The organism is uncultured Algibacter sp. (genome assembly GCF_963976535.1).
GTDB lineage: Bacteria > Bacteroidota > Bacteroidia > Flavobacteriales > Flavobacteriaceae > Algibacter_B.
Map to the genome: position 1 here is coordinate 69,382 of NZ_CAXBLF010000002.1, position 18,602 is coordinate 87,983.

Annotated in this window: 18 protein-coding genes; 3 read left to right on the forward strand and 15 right to left on the reverse strand. The window is 32.3% G+C overall.

Annotated features, from left to right (window positions below):
* Nucleotides 1–12 precede the first annotated feature (12 nt).
* A complete protein-coding gene (locus AAC024_RS01240; protein WP_339893350.1) occupies nt 13–525 on the forward strand; it encodes a CvpA family protein in 513 nt (170 codons plus the stop codon).
* Between the two features lie 33 nt (nt 526–558).
* Here the strand turns inward: AAC024_RS01240 and AAC024_RS01245 are convergent, their stop codons facing one another.
* The 15 genes from AAC024_RS01245 to AAC024_RS01315 form a co-directional block, all read right to left on the reverse strand.
* Nucleotides 559–1,185 carry a carbonic anhydrase gene (locus AAC024_RS01245; RefSeq protein WP_339893352.1) on the reverse strand — a complete coding sequence of 209 codons (627 nt, stop codon included), beginning with the start codon at nt 1,183–1,185 and terminating at the stop codon, nt 559–561.
* Between the two features lie 11 nt (nt 1,186–1,196).
* The gene (locus tag AAC024_RS01250; protein WP_339893354.1) at nt 1,197–3,059 is read right to left on the reverse strand and encodes a SulP family inorganic anion transporter; all 1,863 of its coding nucleotides are present in this window, start codon (nt 3,057–3,059) and stop codon (nt 1,197–1,199) included.
* A 103-nt stretch (nt 3,060–3,162) separates the two neighbouring features.
* A complete protein-coding gene (locus tag AAC024_RS01255) occupies nt 3,163–3,831 on the reverse strand; it encodes a DUF2490 domain-containing protein (protein ID WP_339893355.1) in 669 nt (222 codons plus the stop codon).
* 25 nt (nt 3,832–3,856) lie between these two features.
* Entirely contained in the window at nt 3,857–4,486 is a 630-nt protein-coding gene (locus tag AAC024_RS01260; protein WP_339893357.1) for a carbonic anhydrase family protein, read from the reverse strand.
* Nucleotides 4,487–4,516: 30 nt separating this feature from the next.
* Nucleotides 4,517–5,329: a universal stress protein gene (locus AAC024_RS01265; RefSeq protein ID WP_339893359.1), complete on the reverse strand. Its 813-nt coding sequence runs from the start codon at nt 5,327–5,329 to the stop codon at nt 4,517–4,519.
* Nucleotides 5,330–5,341: 12 nt separating this feature from the next.
* A complete protein-coding gene (locus AAC024_RS01270) occupies nt 5,342–6,922 on the reverse strand; it encodes a SulP family inorganic anion transporter (RefSeq protein WP_339893360.1) in 1,581 nt (526 codons plus the stop codon).
* Between the two features lie 246 nt (nt 6,923–7,168).
* A complete protein-coding gene (locus AAC024_RS01275) occupies nt 7,169–7,471 on the reverse strand; it encodes a hypothetical protein (RefSeq protein ID WP_339893361.1) in 303 nt (100 codons plus the stop codon).
* Nucleotides 7,472–7,517: 46 nt separating this feature from the next.
* Complete coding sequence (locus tag AAC024_RS01280; protein ID WP_339893362.1) at nt 7,518–8,276, reverse strand: tetratricopeptide repeat protein; 759 nt, start codon at nt 8,274–8,276, stop codon at nt 7,518–7,520.
* A 51-nt stretch (nt 8,277–8,327) separates the two neighbouring features.
* A complete protein-coding gene (locus AAC024_RS01285) occupies nt 8,328–10,100 on the reverse strand; it encodes a BatD family protein (protein ID WP_339893363.1) in 1,773 nt (590 codons plus the stop codon).
* A gap of 362 nt (nt 10,101–10,462) precedes the next feature.
* Nucleotides 10,463–11,308, reverse strand: coding sequence for a tetratricopeptide repeat protein (locus AAC024_RS01290; protein WP_339893364.1), 846 nt, complete (start codon nt 11,306–11,308; stop codon nt 10,463–10,465).
* Nucleotides 11,309–11,404: 96 nt separating this feature from the next.
* The gene (locus AAC024_RS01295) at nt 11,405–12,442 is read right to left on the reverse strand and encodes a VWA domain-containing protein (RefSeq protein ID WP_339893365.1); all 1,038 of its coding nucleotides are present in this window, start codon (nt 12,440–12,442) and stop codon (nt 11,405–11,407) included.
* Between the two features lie 102 nt (nt 12,443–12,544).
* A complete protein-coding gene (locus AAC024_RS01300; protein ID WP_339893366.1) occupies nt 12,545–13,549 on the reverse strand; it encodes a VWA domain-containing protein in 1,005 nt (334 codons plus the stop codon).
* Entirely contained in the window at nt 13,549–15,219 is a 1,671-nt protein-coding gene (locus AAC024_RS01305; protein WP_339893367.1) for a hypothetical protein, read from the reverse strand. Before AAC024_RS01305 ends, AAC024_RS01300 begins: the two co-directional genes overlap by 1 nt.
* 15 nt (nt 15,220–15,234) lie before the next feature.
* Nucleotides 15,235–16,101: a DUF58 domain-containing protein gene (locus AAC024_RS01310; protein ID WP_339893368.1), complete on the reverse strand. Its 867-nt coding sequence runs from the start codon at nt 16,099–16,101 to the stop codon at nt 15,235–15,237.
* Nucleotides 16,102–16,191: 90 nt separating this feature from the next.
* Nucleotides 16,192–17,193, reverse strand: coding sequence for a MoxR family ATPase (locus AAC024_RS01315; protein WP_339893447.1), 1,002 nt, complete (start codon nt 17,191–17,193; stop codon nt 16,192–16,194).
* A gap of 250 nt (nt 17,194–17,443) precedes the next feature.
* Between AAC024_RS01315 and AAC024_RS01320 the strand changes: the two genes are divergently transcribed.
* Together AAC024_RS01320 and AAC024_RS01325 are read left to right on the forward strand one after the other, a co-directional pair.
* Complete coding sequence (locus AAC024_RS01320) at nt 17,444–18,196, forward strand: SDR family NAD(P)-dependent oxidoreductase (protein WP_339893369.1); 753 nt, start codon at nt 17,444–17,446, stop codon at nt 18,194–18,196.
* A gap of 52 nt (nt 18,197–18,248) precedes the next feature.
* Complete coding sequence (locus tag AAC024_RS01325) at nt 18,249–18,494, forward strand: four helix bundle protein (RefSeq protein ID WP_339893370.1); 246 nt, start codon at nt 18,249–18,251, stop codon at nt 18,492–18,494.
* The last annotated feature ends 108 nt before the right edge of the window (nt 18,495–18,602 follow it).

Genomic DNA, 18,602 nt, shown 5'->3' on the forward strand with positions numbered 1-18,602 from the left:
ATTTATTTTGTTATGGGTATTATCGATATTGTTTTAGGGGCTTTAATTTTATTTGGTTTGGTTCGTGGTTTTATGAAAGGGCTTTTTGTTGAAGTGGCTTCTTTAATTGCTTTGGTTGCTGGTGTTTATGGTGCTATACATTTTAGCAATTTTGCAGCTGAGTTTTTGCAAACCAAAACCGAATGGAGTGAACAAACTATTAACATTACGGCTTTTGCTATAACCTTCGTCATTATCGTTTTAGCGATTGGGCTAGCAGGAAAAGCACTGACTAAATTAGCTGATTTTGCAGCTTTGGGGATTATAAATAAATTAGCCGGAGGCGTTTTTGGCGCATTGAAAATTGCCTTGATTTTTAGTGTAGTTTTAAACGTTTTTGACAAACTGAATAACACCATAACGCTTTTAGATGACGATACTAAACAAGAATCTGCACTTTATAAACCGGTAAAATCGTTAGTGCCAATGATTTTTCCGAATATTTTAGCACCTCAAAAAGATAATATCCCTGAGAATGAAGCATAAAAAAAGCCACTTTAAATAAGTAGCTTTTTGAATTTAATCTAAATGATAGATTTCCATAATATCTTTTAAATATTTTTCAAAATTGATTTTTAAATCAATTAATTTTCCTGTGTGCACATCAAATACCCAACCGTGAACTTGCAAACCTCTGTCTCTATAGCCTTTTTGCACTGCAGCTGTTTTAATTAGGTTAACACACTGTTCTTTTACATTAAGCTCAACTAATCTGTCATATTTTTTTTCTTCATCTTCAAAAGCGTTTAGCTCATTTTTATGAATTCGATATACATCTCGGATATTACGCAACCAAGGATTTAGAATTCCTAAATCCGCAGATTGCATTGCCGCTTTTACCCCTCCACAAGCATAGTGTCCGCAAACTATAATATGTTTAACTTTTAAATGGTCTACAGCATAATTTACAACAGACATAACATTTAAATCTATACTAATAACCATATTGGCTATATTTCTATGTACAAAAACTTCACCTGGTTTTGCTCCCATTAGTTCCTCGGCCGTTACACGACTATCACTACAACCAATATATAACAACTCCGGGTTCTGCCCTTTACCTAATTCTTCAAAATAATCGTTATCAACAGCTAGTTTGTCTTTAATCCATTGTTTATTATTTTGAAAAACTTTATCTAAATTCATATCATTAATTTTTAGTGTTGGTCTTTTACATTTTGCCTTATCCAGATTAAACACGCTTTAAAATCCTTAAATATATGTTCATTAGGGATTAAATCAGGGATTATATCAATACGTTCCATCATATATTTTGGTTGTCTTAATAATCCAACAAAAAGGACTTCAACCTCTTTTTTGTTTAACTCTTGAAGCATGTCTTCCATGGCGTAAAGTCCAGATTGATCCATATATTGCATTCGCCCTAATCTGAGAATAACCGTTTTAGCAGTATCTGGTATTTGAGCAGTTAATTGTTGAAAATCGCTGGTTGACCCAAAAAACAAAGGGCCTTTAAGATGTTTTATAAATACTTCTTCTTTTAAACTTATTGGGAAATTTGATTCATCGGCCCAAACTTCTTCTTTAAGCGGTTTAACATCTGAACGTTCTGCAGTTAAATCTCCAATTTTTTTCATAAACATTAAAGAGGCTATCACTAGTCCTACTCCAACCGCATAAACCAAGTTCCAAAATGTAGAAAGCAGTAATACAACAATCATTATTAATACTTCCGAACTCATTTTAAATGGTCCAACTTTAATATCTTTTGGTAAACTTGGTATGGCTTTTAACCCCTTATAATCCATAACTCCAATACCTACAGTTATTAAAATCCCTGCTAAAACAGCTGCAGGAATTTTAGAGGCTAATGGCCCTAACCCTAAAAGGATTATAAGTAACATGATACCCGCAATCATTCCTGATAACTTAGTTTTTCCACCAGATGTGATATTTACCACGGTTCTAATAGTAGCTCCAGCTCCCGGAATTCCGCCAAAAACAGCCGCTATACTGTTACCTATCCCTTGTCCCACCAACTCTTTATTAGGTTTATGCTTGGTTTTTGTCATGTTATCTGCAACCACACTTGTAAGTAAAGAATCTATGGCTCCCAAAAGTGCTAAGGTTAGTGCTGTAAAAATATATGGTGTTATACTGCCTAGTTTAAAGCTCGTGAAAATTTCTAAATTTGGGATTGGTAATCCACTAGGGATTTCTTCAATAGGTCTGTAGTTTAATCCGAAGCCAATTGCAATGCCAGACATTACAATTAATGCAACCAAAGTACTAGGTACTGCTTTAGTAATCCTTTTAAACCCATAAATAATAAAGATAGTTCCCAAGGCTAAAATTAACTCAAGCCAGTTAATATTTTGTAGCGCTTTTGGAATTGCCTTTATAGCACCTAGAGCGCCAGAAGCTTCTTTAGCTGCAAGAGTTTGAGATTCTTTTAAAATATCAGCTTGTGAAATTTCATCCGCCCTATATATAGTTTCTTTAAAATTTTCCAGAACTAAAATACCTTCCCCAGCTTCTTCCTTTAAAATATTTTCTAAAATAACTTCTTCTGCTTGTGGTTTAAAAGTGTTTACAAATTCGCCATCTTCTTTTGGATAATACCCTAAGGATGGTAAAATTTGAGTGAGTAAAATAATTACCCCAATTGCCGTCATGAAACCAGAAACTACAGGATATGGAATATATCTAATATATTTCCCTAAGCCTAAAACACCGAGGCCAACTTGCATTAAACCGGCTAATAAAAATACCGTAAGAATTACGGGTAATGCCTTAGAAACATCCCCGTCATTAGTTGCAATAATACCAGCAATAACAATCATACTTACAGCAGTCATTGGTGCTGTTGGCCCAGAAATTTGTGTGCTAGTGCCTCCAAAAAGCGCTGCAAAAAAGCTTATAAAAATAGCGCCATAAAGTCCTGCAGTAGGTCCTAATCCAGAAGACACACCAAATGCCAAAGCTAGCGGTAATGCAACAATTCCTGCGGTAATACCTCCAAAGGCATCTCCTTTTATATTTGAAAAAATGTTTTTCATATTTGAAATTAAATTAATAAATACCAATATAATTCATCTTTGTCCAAAAAAAAAACCAATACCGAAAAGTATTAGCTTTTTAACTTTAGTTTAATCTTTAGCTTTAGAAGTTTACAAATGTTATAATGTTGAATTGATCTCTACTTGTGGTTTCAAAAAACTGATTCATATAGCCAGCCTCAACTCTAACATTTTTGTTTACAGTATAACCAATACCTCCGTAAACCCTGTTTCTATCAAAAATAGATGATTTTGTGTTTAAGAATATTTCATTATATGCGGATAAATAATATTTACTAAGGCCGTTTTCTTTAGTACTTAAAGGCATATTTAATGCTAAAAAGTATCGAAACCTCATCTTAAAATCCGACTCTACAAAACGCTGCTCGAACCTGTAACGATGGTTTAATTTTACTTTTCCTATATTTTGTTTAGAAGTGAATTGCTGAAAAATTCTATGTTCGTTTACCGAAACCTTTTCATCTGTACCACCAATATAGTTTTCAGATAAAATATAACCGTAGCCTAATAAAACGTTATTCTTGTTTTCGTTAAATGTGTACCCTAAACCTGTTCTTAATAGTAATTGTTCTAAATCACCAATAGCGTTGTAATTTCGGTATTGCACTTCGTTATGGATATTCCATTTTTGGTTTAATTTTTTATTACCAATATAAATTAACCAATTACCAAAATCACTGTTTTGAGATTGGGAAAATAATGGCAACATTAATACTAAGATTAATGCTACCACATTCATTTTCTTTTTCATGCCTTTTTTGCACATTCCCTTTTGGCTATTCATAAAAATCAACAGTGCCTGTGTTAATATCATACATAGCTCCAATAATTTTTATCTCACCATGTTCTTCCATTTCTGAAAGAATTGGGCTTTCTTTATGTATTCTTCCAATGGTTAGCTCTACATTCTTTTTTGATACTGTATCAACAAAATCTAAGTTTTTAGAGTTTCTTAAACTTTTATCTTTAGGCTCTGAAACGGCATTTACGGCTGGTGTAATTTTTTCAATAAGCTTGGTTAAATTGCCCATTTTGGCATCATCACATGCGCCTTTTATAGCACCACAACTTGTGTGTCCTAAAACAACTATTAGTTTTGTTCCTGCAAGCTTAGAGGCAAATTCCATGCTACCTAAAATGTCTTCGTTTACAAAGTTTCCTGCAATTCTAACGCTAAAAACATCGCCTAAACCTTGATCGAAAACCAATTCTGCCGATACTCTAGAATCTATACAACTTAAAATGGTAGCAAACGGAAATTGCCCATCGCTGGTATCGTTAACTTGCTCTAATAAATTTCGGTTAGCCTTTAAGTTTTGTTGAAATCTTTGGTTTCCTTCTTTTAAAAATTGTAACGCCTTTTCTGGTGTCATTGTTGATTGTGTTTCTCTTGTATGTGCTTTCATAATACTTTATTTGTTTTTAATAATAGATTACTAAAATTTTATTTTTTGATTTGTAGTTAATAACATTGACACGTTAAGTTTATTAATAACGTTATTAATGTCGGACTTCATTGAATACTTATCATTCGTTCTCTTTTCTCTATTTACACATAATAGGTTAATATTGTTTTTTGATAAATAATTTGTAAGGTTTTCAATGGTATTGTCATTATCTTCAAAAACATATTCCACGTTTTCTTTGTTGTTAACATTGGTTGTTTCTTTTAATGTGTTTGACTGTTTAATAACCTTAAATGATTTTATGGGTTTTTGGGTGTGCTCTATCAAATATTTTGCAAATTCAAAAGAGTCTTCCATATCATTTAACAAACCCAATGCAAGCTCCTTATTTGGTTCAAGAGCGTTTTCATTAGCAGATATCATAATAACGCCACTGTGTTTTTTAAACACAAAGTTTGTTATGTTATCGCCTATTAAATTAAGCATTTTAGATTTTCTTTTACCAATTACAATTATATCTGGCTTGTGTTCTTTAATATAATTACCTATTTCGCTTTTTACATTACCATAGGATAATGTATGATTTATGTTAATATTATATTCATTGGAAATTGGAGTTATCAAATTCATAATCTCCTTTTTCATTGCAAAATGTTCTTGGTTGATATTACGAATTGCTGATAATTGATTTTCTTTTTCAACAATTTCACTAGGTTTTTTCACACACAAAAAATCAATACTTCCATCAACTATTTTTGCCAGACTTATGGTGCTTTTTAGCAAGGTACTCGTAGCTTTATTTAAATCTGATAATACTAATATTTTATATTTATTTTTTTTCATAATGTTTTGTTTTTAAGCCGTTTTTGGCCTTAGTTTAAAGAATTCAATAAAACTATCTGGATTCTCAACAATCCCACGTTCAGAAATTAACTGAATATCAATATGTCGTTCCTTTGCTTTAAAAGCAAAATCATCTAAAATTTCAATAATATCATTGTCCAAATATCTTGTCTTTCTAACATCCAATTCTAAATACGTATCTCTCGGTAAGCTATCTAATTCTTTCAGAATTGCTCCTTTATTGAAAAACGTAACCTCTTCAGCAAGTGTCATTTTAATTTTATGTTTTCCGTTACTTTTATCTTCTATGTGTAAGAAATGAGAATTCTGGAAACTCTTGATTAATATCACAACAATACCAACCGTTAATCCCAGACCTATTCCGTAGAGTAAATCGATAAATACAATTCCTAAAACCGTCACATAAAATGGTATGGATTGTTTCCATCCTAAATCGTACATTTTCTTAAATAACGAAGGCTTTGCTAATTTAAATCCAACAATAAATAAGATAGCTGCTAATACAGATAACGGAATCATATTTAATAATCTCGGGATTAAAATCACTGAGATTAACAAGAAAAACCCATGAATGATTGCCGACATTTTACTGCGTCCTCCAGATTGGATATTGGCTGAACTGCGAACAATAACCTGAGTAATTGGTAAGCCGCCTATCATACCCGAAATGATGTTTCCAGTTCCCTGAGCTAACAATTCTCTGTTGGTTGGTGTTACATTTTTATGAGGATCCAGTTTATCCGTTGCTTCAACACATAGTAAGGTTTCTAAACTCGCTACAAGAGCAATCGTAAATGCTACAATCCATATTTCCGGATTTGTAATCGCAGAGAAATTTGGCAAACTAAATTGACCGAAGAAAGACGCAGCATCATCTGGGATTGGAACACTTACTAAGTGAGATTGGTCAATACCTAAAGTCTCATGTGATTTCGTGGCTACGAAAAAAATAATTCCAACAATAACAGCCACTAAAGGCCCTTGAACAAGTTGAAATACTTTTCCTTTTTTTGATAGTACTTTATCCCAAAGCAATAAAATCCCCAATCCGATAACACCAATTAAAGCTGAACCTGGAGCAATATGATTTAAGGCATTTATAATTTCTGAAAAAGTATTCTCTCCATCAACTTGAAAGAACGCAAAATCACGTTCTGGATTAGGATCATAACCAAAAAAGTGAGGTATTTGCTTTAAGATGATAATAATTCCGATACCGGTTAGCATCCCTTTAATTACTGATGATGGGAAATAGTAACCTATAATTCCTGCTTTAAGCAAACCAAATATTAATTGAATGATTCCCCCTAAAACAACGGCAACTAAGAAATTCTCATAGCCGCCTAAGGTGCCAATAGCTGTTAATACAATTGCAGCTAAACCAGCTGCTGGTCCGCTAACTCCAATTTTAGAGCCACTTAAGCCGCCAACCACAATTCCTCCAATAATACCTGCGATTAATCCTGAAAAAAGTGGTGCACCACTAGCTAAAGCAATACCCAAACATAATGGTAATGCAACAAAAAATACGACTATACTCGCTGGCAAGTCATTCTTAATAGTTTTAAACATATTATAATAATTTTATGCTCTTGGTATATAAATACCAAAAGCTGTTAAAGAACACATTTAAACTTTTTCAATTAGCTAAAAAATTGCCCTTTTGCACCTCTTTTTTGTCTTTTTTTCGTTCTGTAGCGATGCTCTGCAACTTAAAAAAACCTTCAAATAGTCACAAAATGACTAATTTTCGCTTTAATCCAAAAAGTTTAAATGAGTTCAAAATGAATTAGACTCTAAAAGTCTATAAATCTGAAATTATAATATGCGAAACTCGGGTGGTGGGAAGATTAAATTTAAGTGAGGCTTTGGATAATTTTTAAAATAATATTCTAAATTATTTTCAACTTCGCAAGAAGTAAAATCTAAATCTGTATTATTTAATTCAAAAAACAATAATTCCATTTCTTTGTTTTTCTCACTACCTTTTTCTTCTTCTTCGGAAGACGCGTAAAAAAAGGAAATATCAGCAGAATCATCAATCATCAAAATAATAGTCGGTGCCGCTAAAAGCAACAGAAACAAAGACGATAATAATATAGAAACAATTCTCCTTGACATGTATTTAATATTAAAAAACAAATATAGTGCTTTGTTAAAAGAATAATCAAAAATCCTTCAACAACTTGATATCATCTGAAACTACCCAACCCGTTTTATCATCGGATAGTTTTATTTTTTTCCAATCGTTATAGGTTTCAATAACCTGAACTTTCGTGCCTTCATGCAATCTAAAAGATTCCTCGCTTCTAGAATTAGGATTGCTTTTTACTTTACTTTCATGTGAAAAAACAATAGCAGGGTTATCATTTTTATCTAGGTTATATTTATGAAAAGCAAAGGCAAGGGTTACAAAAACTAATATGAAAGCAGTAATGCTACCTATAAATGCTAACCGCTTATTTAAGGTTGAATAAGCAAAATAATACACCAAGAATAGTACAACAAAACAGAAAACTAAACCAACAGCTGTTTTTGCCCAAGCATCAAAAGACATTTTATTTGTAGCTGTATTTAAAAGTTTTGAAAACCCAGCATCAGGAACAACCTCAATAGCATCAATGGTCATGTTTTTAGCAAAAGCCATGTTGTTTTTTATTTCAGTATCATTTGGGTTTAATAACAACGCCTTTTCGTAATAGTAAATACTTGGTGCGATATTATTGAGTTTATAATGAGCATTCGCCAAATTATAATATAAATCAGCAGAATGCTTTTCAGTTTCTAAAATCGCCCTATAATTATCAATAGCCTCTGCGTATTTACCTTCGTTGTATAAAGTATTAGCTTTTTCAAACAAAGCTTCGTTTTGTGCAACACAAAAAGTAGTTAATAAAGAAATTAATATATATGTTAATTGTTTCATTTATAATCTTATTATAAAAGTGGATTCCTGCCTTCGCAGGAATGACAAATTTTAACGCGCTTGTTTATCAATTAATGAAATTGTTTTTGCAGCCTTGTCATAATCTTCTTGCATGGTTACAATATCAATAGGTGTATATCGCGCCAGTTCACAGCTTTCTAAAATACTTCCAAATTCATTAATAACATGGTCTTCAACGCCTTTTTTATTTAATAAATTATTGATTTTATCCTTACTTAAATCACTAGTCTCAATATGTAATTTGGCTTTTAAATAATTATGTAGTGCTTTTTCTAAAGCAATGTAAAATGCTTCTTTTTTACCTAAAGATTTTTTTGCACTACTTAAATATCTCCGTGCTAGTTTATCAGCTTTTCTAATACGATTACCATAAACATCAGCAGCTCTATTGGCTTTCTTTTTACGAACAAAAATGGCCAATGGAATTGCTAGAAATGGTAACAATAGTAAACCCCAAAACATATTGGTTTTGAAAAAATATTTTGGTTTTATATCCAAAAAATTAGTTTTCGTTTTAATAAATGCGAACTGATCACTATTTAAAACAACGACTTGTTTATTGCGACTGCTAACCGCATTGTTTTCGGTTGAAGACGAACTATTAGAAGGTCCATTTAAAACATTAATTATAATTTCATCTGATGACAACCTTTTATAGGTTTCTGTTTCTAAATCAAAATATGAAAACGAAATACTTGGTATAGGGTATTTGCCTTTAAACTGAGGCACAACGGTATAACTATCTGACATACTTCCTTGCATACCAGACAAGTTTGTTTTCACATCTTCATTATGTTCAGGTTCATAAACTTCTAAAGAACTAGGCAAAGAAATTTTTGGAAGTTTAAAGAGCTTTAAATTTCCGCTGCCTTTAACATTCACTTTTATTTGAAGTGATTCTGAAGCATCTAATTCGGTTTTTGATGATAAAACATGTAATGAAAAATCTCCAACGGCACCTGTAAAATCAACTGGCTTTCCAACTCCAGGAAGTGGTTTTACGTTAATAGTTTTATTCCCTGCTGAAACCGTTTTATTAACTCGGGTCATTAAAAGACTCCCAAAAATATCTCGCCTTTTTGTTGGCACACGCATCGAGATATCTAAAGTTAATGGCTCAATATTTAATTTTCCAATTTTTTGAGGATATAATACGGTTTTTCTCAATACTAAAAAACGATAATCTTCACCATTATATTTACCGTTTTGAACTTTTTGGCCTTGGGTATTTATATTCTGGCTCCAAAAATCATTAAATCTTGGTGTGTCAATTTCGTTCCAATTATCAACCTGTATTCTAGGTGAAACATAAAGTTTATAAACAACGGTTATCGCTTCGTTTAAATAAGGGTTTGATTTAGAGATTTCGGCTACAAGGTGAATATTTTGTGAAGCCAAATAACTGGGGTCGTTAGGATCTTTTGGAATATCTACAGCAGCAGTTACTTGAATTTTTATGGGCGTGGTTTTATAAGTTTCATTATTAATGCTAATAGCAGCTTGAGAAATAGTGAAACTACCACGTTTTTTAGGTGCTAAAAAATAAGTGTAGGTTTTTTTAAAAGATCGTTTACCATTAATCCAAGAATTGCTTACCGATTGATTTGGGCCACCAACAACAGTGAACCCCGTAAAATCTGGTGGATTAAAATTATCGCCATCTTGATTCATTTCAAAATCGATACGCAAGCGCTCATTAATACCTAGCTTAGTCTTACTTACCTTAGCTTCAAACTTTATTTGTGAAGAAGCAAGTGTTGAAACTAGAATTAGTAATATGTATAAGTGCTTTTTAATTTTCATTATTGTTAGATTGAGATGCTTCGGCTATGCCTTCTGCATGACAAAATGATTTTTTGTTTATTCTTTTTATTATACCTACAAGGTTTTTAAAACATAAGTGTTCGGAAGAGTTTTAAATGTTGATTTCATTATATTTTTACACCCCTAAAGTCCCCTCAAGGGGACAATTTACTCAGTTTAATTTTAGGATTGTCCCCTTGAGGGGACTTTAGGGGTGTCTTTTTACAATTTTTTTTGATTTCATTTCTCATTAATTTACAGCTAATGTGATTTTTTATTAATATTTCTTGTCTTCCCAACACTTATGTTTTAAAAACCTTGCAGGAAACTGCCAACTGAATACTGTTAACTGAAAACTTTTTTTACCAGTCTTTTTCGGTTTTTATTTTTACTCCTTTTTGTTTTTCAGCATTCATTTTTTCTTGAACTTTCTGTTCTTGATTATTCATAGCTTCTAACAAATTTTTTATTTGCTGATGGGACAATTGTCCTGGTTGTGGTTGTGGTTTTTGTTGTTCTTTTTTCTTGTCTTCATCACCCTTTCCTTTATCCTTTTTTTCGTCTTTAGGTTTTCCTTCTTCATCTTTTTCATCCTCGCCTTCTTTCTTTTCTTGGTCGCCTTCGTCCTTTTTATCTTCTTTATTATCGCCCTCTTTATCTTTATTTTCTTTTTTGTCTTGATCTTCTTTATTCTCGTCTTTTTTATCCTGATCTTTCTTGTCGTCTTTGTTTTGGTCTTCCTGTTTTTGTTCTTCTTCAGCACAAATTTTGGCAACACCTAAATTATATCGTGTTTCATCATCTGAAGGATCATTTCTCAATGCATTTTTATAAGCTTCAACAGCTGCTTTACATTTTTTGTTTTGCATTAAAATGTTTCCAATATTATGAAATGCTTTATGCTTTTCAGATTTTGAGGTTGCTGTTTCTGTTGCTTGTTGAAGTCTGTATAAGGATTCTTCTAAATTACCACTCTTAAAATAAGAAGTGCCTAAATTATAAGCTCCTGCAACTGTTGTAGGTCGCTCAGAAATAGCCTTTCTGTATTCCATTTCAGCTGAAATAAAATCTTCATCGGCAATTAATTCATTCCCTTCATACACAAAGTTATTAGCTTTTTTTACAGCTAATAACTGTTCCTTGTTTTCTTCTTGAGCAAAAGAAAAAACGGAAGTGATTATTAATAATATTATAACTATGTGCTTCATTTTTTATTTCTAAATTATAAAACCTTATCTATTTTGTTCGTTAAAAATTTTATAAAAAATATTTTTAACTGTGCTCTGGGTGAAAATACAGTTCTTTTAAAGGTTCTCATTAAATAAATTCAACTTTTTTAACCAGGCTGTTTTTCGTTCTAACAATGATATATCTATGAGTAAAAAGAAAATAGCAAACCCTAAAAACCATTGAAACTGATCTTTAAAATCAACAAACTCTTTTGCTTCAAACTCCGTTTTATCCATGGCATTTAATATCTCTCGAATGTTCTCAACAACATCTTTTGTGTTTCCCCCATTAATATAAGCGCCATTAGCTTCAGATGCTATATTCTGAAGTGTTTCTTCATTTAATTTTGTAATAACCGTTTCGCCTTGATTGTCTTTTTTATAGTTTAAAACAACTCCATTTCGCTTTTCTGGAATTGGTCCTCCTTTTACATCGCCAACTCCAATGGTAAAAATTCTAATCCCTTCTTTACTAGCTTCTTCTGCAACAATTGCTGCTTGTTCACTATGATCCTCACCATCAGATATTATAATTAGCACGCGGTTGGTTTGCTCTTCGTCATCAAAATAAGTCTTAGCCAATTTAATAGCTTCGTCTATTGCCGTTCCTTGTGAAGATAGCATATCGGTATTCATACTTTGTAAAAACATTTTAGCCGAAGCATAATCTGTGGTTATTGGTAATTGCGGAAATGCTTTTCCTGCATAAGCTATAATTCCAACTCTATCACTAGCTAAATTATTAATGATTTGAGTCACTAATTGTTTTGATTTTTCTAATCGATTTGGAGCAATATCCTCTGCCAACATGCTTTTAGAAACATCTACAGCAAAAACAATATCAACCCCTTCTCGTTTTACGGTTTCTAACTTGGTTCCAATCTTTGGGTTTACTAATGCAATAGTTAAAAAAAAGAAGGCTAAACATAAAACAATGACTTTTAATACAGATTTGAAAATAGATCTATTAGGACTTAATCTTTTAAGCATTGATGCATCTGCAAACTTTTTTTGCGCTCTATATCTCCAAAATTGAAGCACCAAAAAGAGTAGAACTATTACTGGAATAATTACTAATGCCCAAAACCATATTTTTTCTTCTAATTGATACATTCTTTAGTCTTCAGTAAACAGTATTCAGTTGGCAGTTTGCCAAGATTTCCTGTATATCTTTAATTTAAGATTTCCGCTTCCGCAGAAATGAAAAAACAATACTTATACAAAACTTCTAAAAACAGTAAAACGTAATAGCAATTCTATAAGCAATAATAACCCCGCTAAAATAACTAACGGTCGATATTTTTCTTCGTAATTGTAATATTTAAACTCTTCTATTTCAGTTTTCTCTAGTTTATTTATTTCCTCATAAATCTCTTCAAGCTTTTTGTTATTTGTTGCTCTAAAATATTTACCCCCTGTAACCTCAGCAATTTCTTTAAGTAAATCCTCATCTATCTCCACCTGAATACGCCCATATTGGAAATTACCATTTGGCAAAATAGCAACTGGTGATAAAGCCATTCCGTTTGTTCCTAAACCGATTGTATAGGTTTTTATACCATATTCAACGGCTAATTCACTTGCTATTTTTGGGTCTATGAATCCTGAATTATTAACACCGTCTGTCAACAAAATAATAACTTTACTCGTTGCTTTGCTATCTTTTAATCTATTTACCGATGTTGCTAAACCCATACCTATCGCGGTTCCTCCTTCAATAATAGTGTTATATTTAATAGTTCTTAGAGATCGGAGCACAATAGCTTTATCACTAGTAATAGGTGTTTTAGTGTAGCTTTCACCTGCGTATTCCACTAGCCCAATTCTGTCGTTAGGTCTCCCTTTTATAAATTCTGCGGCTACTTTTTTTAAGGCTTCTAATCTGTTTGGCGATAAATCTTTAGCCAGCATACTTGCAGAAACATCAATGGCCATAACAATGTCTATACCTCGTGTCGTTTTTGTTTTTGTAGATACATCCACAGATTGGGGTCTTGCTAAAGCTGTAATTAATAATGCAAGCGCTAATAATCTTAATACAAATAAAATGTGCCTTAGTTTAGGCAGCCACGAATTGGTTATTTTAAACCCTTTTAGGCTTGATATTTTAAGTTCTGCGGTTTGCTTTTTGTGTTTAAAAATATACCAAAGCACTACTAATGGAAGCGTTAATAGCAACCAGAAAAATTCTTTATTTACAAATTCGATGCCTTCAAACATTATTCTTCTGCCGGTTTAAGTTCAACTGAATTTAATATACGTTCTACTATTTGATCTGCATAAACATCATCTTGTCTCCAAGTAATAATTATTTGCTGCATCACTTTATTTTCTGCAGTAAAACTCAACGATGCATACTTCCCATTGATAAAATTCTCTGTTTTCCCAACAGGATATTCTAAAGAACCAAACGTTTTAATACCCTCTGCACCATTAGGCGTTTCAAATTTTTCGTTTTTTGTGATTATATTTCTGGCACCTTTATTTTCGAGAACTTTCAAATTTCCTTCAATAGCTTTATTGATATCTAAACTATCTAGTTTTTGAATTAGAACAGTAGTTGAAACGGCTATTGTAAGTTGTTCCTTCTGTTCAAAACTAAAAGTTGAAAGCTTCATTTTACCTTTTAATTCTTCAGGTAAGGGCACTTCAGCTCTTTTTAAAACTTTAGGAGTCGTTATAGTTACAGGTGGAAATCCGTATTCACTTCGTATCCAATCGCCTTCCAAAAGGGTTTTACTATCATGTCCAATAATAGTGTCCTTCACCATATTAAAACCATATTTTATAGAAAGCCCTGTTAAAGTAGCTATTAGTAAAAAGATGCTTATCCCAACAGTTAACCATATCTTTTTTCGTTTCTTTTTTCTTTCTTGTTCTTCTCTGTATTTTTCGTTTAAAAGCTTTTCTTCTTCTGTTGGTTCTGGTAATGCCTCTTTTACATGATCTATTTCAACATCGATAGTTTCTCTATCAATTTTAGCTAACTCAATATCTGGAGCAGATTTAGCAAATTTCACCAAATCGGCTCGTTTTAAAATACTTTCTAAATTCTTAATATCTTCGATACTTAAGTCAACTCGATTGCCTTCTTTAAGCAAATTCAATCTTGTTATTAACTCGTCTGTTGTACTTTCTAAAGCATGGTCATATACTTTTTCATCAAGATATTTTCTGATGATAAACGTAAGGTCCGAATAATAATCTTTTAAATTTTCATGTTCTAAATAATGACTTTCATCTAACTTTCTTAACGCCAACTTCGCTCTATCATAAGGTGGTAGTAAAGCTATTTCTTCTTCTTCTGTTAATGGCTTTTTTCGCCAAATAAACCAGAATAGTAAGAATGCAACAACACCAATAACTAACAAGGTAATCAATACATATTTCCACCAATTACTTCCCCTTTTTTCAACAGCTATAATGGGTTTTATGTCATAAAGGGCTTGCGTGGTATCTACCACTACATTATTAACTTCTACTTTTAACGAATCGGTGAAAAAGGTTTTATCGCCAATAATGATTTTTTGCCTCGGAATGGTATAAGATCCCGAATCAAATTGCGTTAATCCATACTTTTTAATCAGATTATATTTATTCTTTTTCTTGAGCGTATCTATATCATAAGAACCAATCATTTCTAAGGGCGAAAATGTTTGTCCTTCAGGAAATACGACTAAATCTGTAGTGTCTGCTTCAACCTGAATGTGATACGTAATTTGTTCGCCAATTTTTATAGATGTTGAATCGATAGTTGATGAAACTTGGGCGAATGTGAAAAAAGAAAACAGAATAAAGAGTATAGAAAAAAAGACCGAAGACGTCCCGATAGCTATCGGGAGACCGAAGACGGAATGTTTTCTATTTATATATCGTAAATCGTTAATCATAAATCGTTAATCTTTTTATCCTCTTCTTTTAAAATACCCTAAAAGCTTCTTCACATAGCTTTCGTCTACTCGACAATCAATAGCACCAGCTCCAGATTTAGTAAAGCTTTCTTTATAATAGTCAACTTTTTGATAATAGAATTTCCGATAATTGAGGCGCACTTTTTTTGAAGATGTATTGACCAGCATCAATTCGCCAGTTTCTCCATCTTGCATTTGCACCATCCCTAAATTTGGGATATTTTCCTCTCGTTTATCATATACTCTAATTCCAGTAACATCATGTTTTCTAGAAACAATTTTCATGGTATGATGATAGTCATCTACAATAAAATCAGACAATACAAATACAATAGCTTTTTTCTTCATCACATTTTGCATGAATTTTAAAGCTTCAACTAAATTGGTTTGCTTACTTTCTGGTTTAAATTCAATCAATTCACGAATAATTCGAAGCACATGCGAACGCCCTTTTTTTGGGGGAATATACAATTCCACTTTATCTGAAAATAAAATGAGCCCAATTTTATCGTTATTCTGTGTTGCTGAAAATGCCAAAGTTGCTGCAATTTCAGTAACCACTTCGTTTTTAAATTGCTGTTCTGTACCAAATAACTCAGAACCTGAAACATCAACCATAAGCATCATGGTAAGTTCTCGTTCTTCTTCAAAAACTTTTACAAAAGGTTCACTATATCGTGCGGTAACATTCCAATCTATATTTCTAACATCATCACCAAATTGATACTGGCGAACTTCACTAAATGTCATACCACGTCCTTTGAAAGTAGAATGGTATTCACCTCCAAAAATATGATCAGACAACCGTCGTGTCTTAATCTCAATTTTACGTACTTTTTTTAGTAATTCTTTAGTATCCATTTTTTGATTTACGATTGTAGATTTTTGATTTACGATTTCTCTAGTCGGAGAAATCACAAATCGTAATTCGTCTTTCTAAAATCTGAAATTCTATGGTACTTCTATTTCGTTTACTATTTTACTTATAATGTCTTCTGAAGTTACATTTTCTGCCTCGGCTTCATAAGTAATACCTATTCTGTGTCTTAGCACATCATAAACTATAGCTCGCACATCCTCTGGAATTACATAACCACGGCGCTTAATAAATGCGTAACATTTTGCTGCAGTGGCTAGATTGATACTTCCACGAGGTGACGCTCCAAATGATATTAATGGCTTTAAAGCTGGAAGTCTGTATTTATCTGGATAACGCGTTGCGAAAATAATATCCAAAATATATTTCTCGATTTTTTCATCCATGTAAACTTCACGAACTGCTTCTTGAGCTTTTAATATTTGTGCTACAGAAACCACAGGATTTACTTTATCCCAAGCGCCCTTCAAATTAGCTCTCATAATCATTTGCTCTTCGTCAATTTTTGGATAGTCAATAACTGTTTTCAGCATAAAACGGTCAACCTGTGCTTCAGGTAAAGGATAAGTCCCTTCTTGTTCAACAGGGTTTTGCGTAGCCATTACTAAAAATGGTTTGTCAAGTATAAACGTTTCGTCACCAATAGTTACTTGCTTTTCTTGCATCGCCTCTAATAACGCCGATTGCACTTTTGCAGGTGCCCTGTTTATCTCATCAGCTAGAACAAAATTCGCAAAAATCGGTCCTTTTTTAATTGAAAAATCGTTAAGCTTCATGTTGTAGATTAGCGTACCAGTAACATCTGCCGGTAACAAATCTGGCGTGAATTGAATTCTGCTAAAACTCCCATCAACTGCTTGTGCCAGTGTATTAATGGCTAATGTTTTTGCTAATCCTGGAACACCTTCTAATAAAATGTGTCCTTGTCCTAATAAACCAATCAGCAAACGTTCCACCATGTGCTTTTGACCCACGATGACTTTATTCATTTCGAACATCAGTAAATCAACAAAAGCACTCTCTTTTTCAATTTTCTCGTTAATCGATTTAATATCAATTGTCCCTGTTTCTTCCATCATTTTTTATTTTATTAATAGCCCAAATATGTTGTCCTTATTTGAGCATTGCAAAATGTTAAAAAAATTATTGTAAACGTGTTAAAAAATGGTTAAAAATATCAAGGAATATCAATGTTTATGGTATTTAACAATTTATTATTATAAGTTTATCTTAAATGCGAATAAATCCTTCCATTTATATTTTAAAAAGCGCCTGATTATATACATACTTTTAAGTATTTTTATAGACGCTATAATAATACAATACATGAAAAAAACAGCCCTAATTACTGGAGCAACAAGCGGAATTGGTGAAGCTACAGCCTACGAATTTGCAAAACAAGGCATCAATTTAGTACTCTGCGGAAGACGTTTAGAACGTTTAAACACGATTCAAAAAGCTTTAGAGCGCTTCACTGATGTGCATATTTTAAACTTTGATGTTCGAGATAAAGACGAAACCTTTAAAGCCATCGCTTCACTTCCCAAAGCATTTAAAACTATAGATATTCTTATAAATAACGCAGGGAATGCGCATGGTCTTGACCCTATACAAAGTGGAAATCTGGATGATTGGGATGCTATGATGGATATTAATGTAAAAGGCTTATTGTACGTAAGTAAAGCCGTTATACCACAAATGACTGAACGTCAATCTGGACATATTATAAATATTGGGTCATCTGCTGGTAAAGAAGTTTACCCAAAAGGAAATGTATATTGTGCTAGCAAACATGCTGTTTTAGCTCTTACAGAGGGCATGCGATTAGATTTAAATCCTTTTGGAATTAAAGTAGGCTCAATAAATCCTGGTTTAGTAGAAACCGAATTTTCTCAAGTACGCTTTAAAGGTGATGCTATTGCAGATAACGTTTATAAAGGCTTTAAAGCATTACAAGCTAATGATATTGCTGAAATTATCTATTTTGCTGTTTCTAGACCACCTCATGTAAATATTGCTGATTTGTTGGTGTTTCCAACGGCGCAAGCTAGTTCAACTTTAGTTAAGAAATCAATATAAATTTCTTAACTAAAGTTGAACATTATTTATTTTTATTGTTTATTCAAGTTATATGGCACATTATAGTTCGTTTGAAAATTTAGAAGTTTATAAAGAAGCTATCGTTTTTTGTGATGCTATTTGGAACATAATAACAAACACATCCCTTAGTAAAGACTATAAATTAAGAGAGCAAATAAACGGCTCATCAGGCTCAATAATGGATAACATTGCTGAAGGATTTGGTAGAGAAGGCAACAAAGTATTTATTATGTTCTTGGGGTATTCCCGAGGAACTTGTAGTGAAACTAAGTCTTAATTACTAAGATGTTTTAGAAGAAAGCACATTGATGAAATGACTTATCAAAAACTAAACACCAAAGCTGTAGAACTTATTAATCAACTTTTAAAATTTATGAATTTTTTG

What these genes read in the sequence shown, in the direction of transcription:
- AAC024_RS01290 (WP_339893364.1), bottom strand. Translation starts at nt 11,308, where the DNA reads ATGAAGCACATAGTTATAATATTATTAATAATCACTTCCGTTTTTTCT.
- AAC024_RS01325 (WP_339893370.1), top strand. Translation starts at nt 18,249, where the DNA reads ATGGCACATTATAGTTCGTTTGAAAATTTAGAAGTTTATAAAGAAGCT.
- AAC024_RS01240 (WP_339893350.1), top strand. Translation starts at nt 13, where the DNA reads ATGGGTATTATCGATATTGTTTTAGGGGCTTTAATTTTATTTGGTTTG.
- AAC024_RS01295 (WP_339893365.1), bottom strand. Translation starts at nt 12,442, where the DNA reads ATGTATCAATTAGAAGAAAAAATATGGTTTTGGGCATTAGTAATTATT.
- AAC024_RS01275 (WP_339893361.1), bottom strand. Translation starts at nt 7,471, where the DNA reads ATGTCAAGGAGAATTGTTTCTATATTATTATCGTCTTTGTTTCTGTTG.
- AAC024_RS01245 (WP_339893352.1), bottom strand. Translation starts at nt 1,185, where the DNA reads ATGAATTTAGATAAAGTTTTTCAAAATAATAAACAATGGATTAAAGAC.
- AAC024_RS01270 (WP_339893360.1), bottom strand. Translation starts at nt 6,922, where the DNA reads ATGTTTAAAACTATTAAGAATGACTTGCCAGCGAGTATAGTCGTATTT.
- AAC024_RS01280 (WP_339893362.1), bottom strand. Translation starts at nt 8,276, where the DNA reads ATGAAACAATTAACATATATATTAATTTCTTTATTAACTACTTTTTGT.
- AAC024_RS01320 (WP_339893369.1), top strand. Translation starts at nt 17,444, where the DNA reads ATGAAAAAAACAGCCCTAATTACTGGAGCAACAAGCGGAATTGGTGAA.
- AAC024_RS01285 (WP_339893363.1), bottom strand. Translation starts at nt 10,100, where the DNA reads ATGAAAATTAAAAAGCACTTATACATATTACTAATTCTAGTTTCAACA.
- AAC024_RS01310 (WP_339893368.1), bottom strand. Translation starts at nt 16,101, where the DNA reads ATGGATACTAAAGAATTACTAAAAAAAGTACGTAAAATTGAGATTAAG.
- AAC024_RS01300 (WP_339893366.1), bottom strand. Translation starts at nt 13,549, where the DNA reads ATGTTTGAAGGCATCGAATTTGTAAATAAAGAATTTTTCTGGTTGCTA.
- AAC024_RS01305 (WP_339893367.1), bottom strand. Translation starts at nt 15,219, where the DNA reads ATGATTAACGATTTACGATATATAAATAGAAAACATTCCGTCTTCGGT.
- AAC024_RS01265 (WP_339893359.1), bottom strand. Translation starts at nt 5,329, where the DNA reads ATGAAAAAAAATAAATATAAAATATTAGTATTATCAGATTTAAATAAA.
- AAC024_RS01255 (WP_339893355.1), bottom strand. Translation starts at nt 3,831, where the DNA reads ATGAAAAAGAAAATGAATGTGGTAGCATTAATCTTAGTATTAATGTTG.
- AAC024_RS01260 (WP_339893357.1), bottom strand. Translation starts at nt 4,486, where the DNA reads ATGAAAGCACATACAAGAGAAACACAATCAACAATGACACCAGAAAAG.
- AAC024_RS01315 (WP_339893447.1), bottom strand. Translation starts at nt 17,193, where the DNA reads ATGGAAGAAACAGGGACAATTGATATTAAATCGATTAACGAGAAAATT.
- AAC024_RS01250 (WP_339893354.1), bottom strand. Translation starts at nt 3,059, where the DNA reads ATGAAAAACATTTTTTCAAATATAAAAGGAGATGCCTTTGGAGGTATT.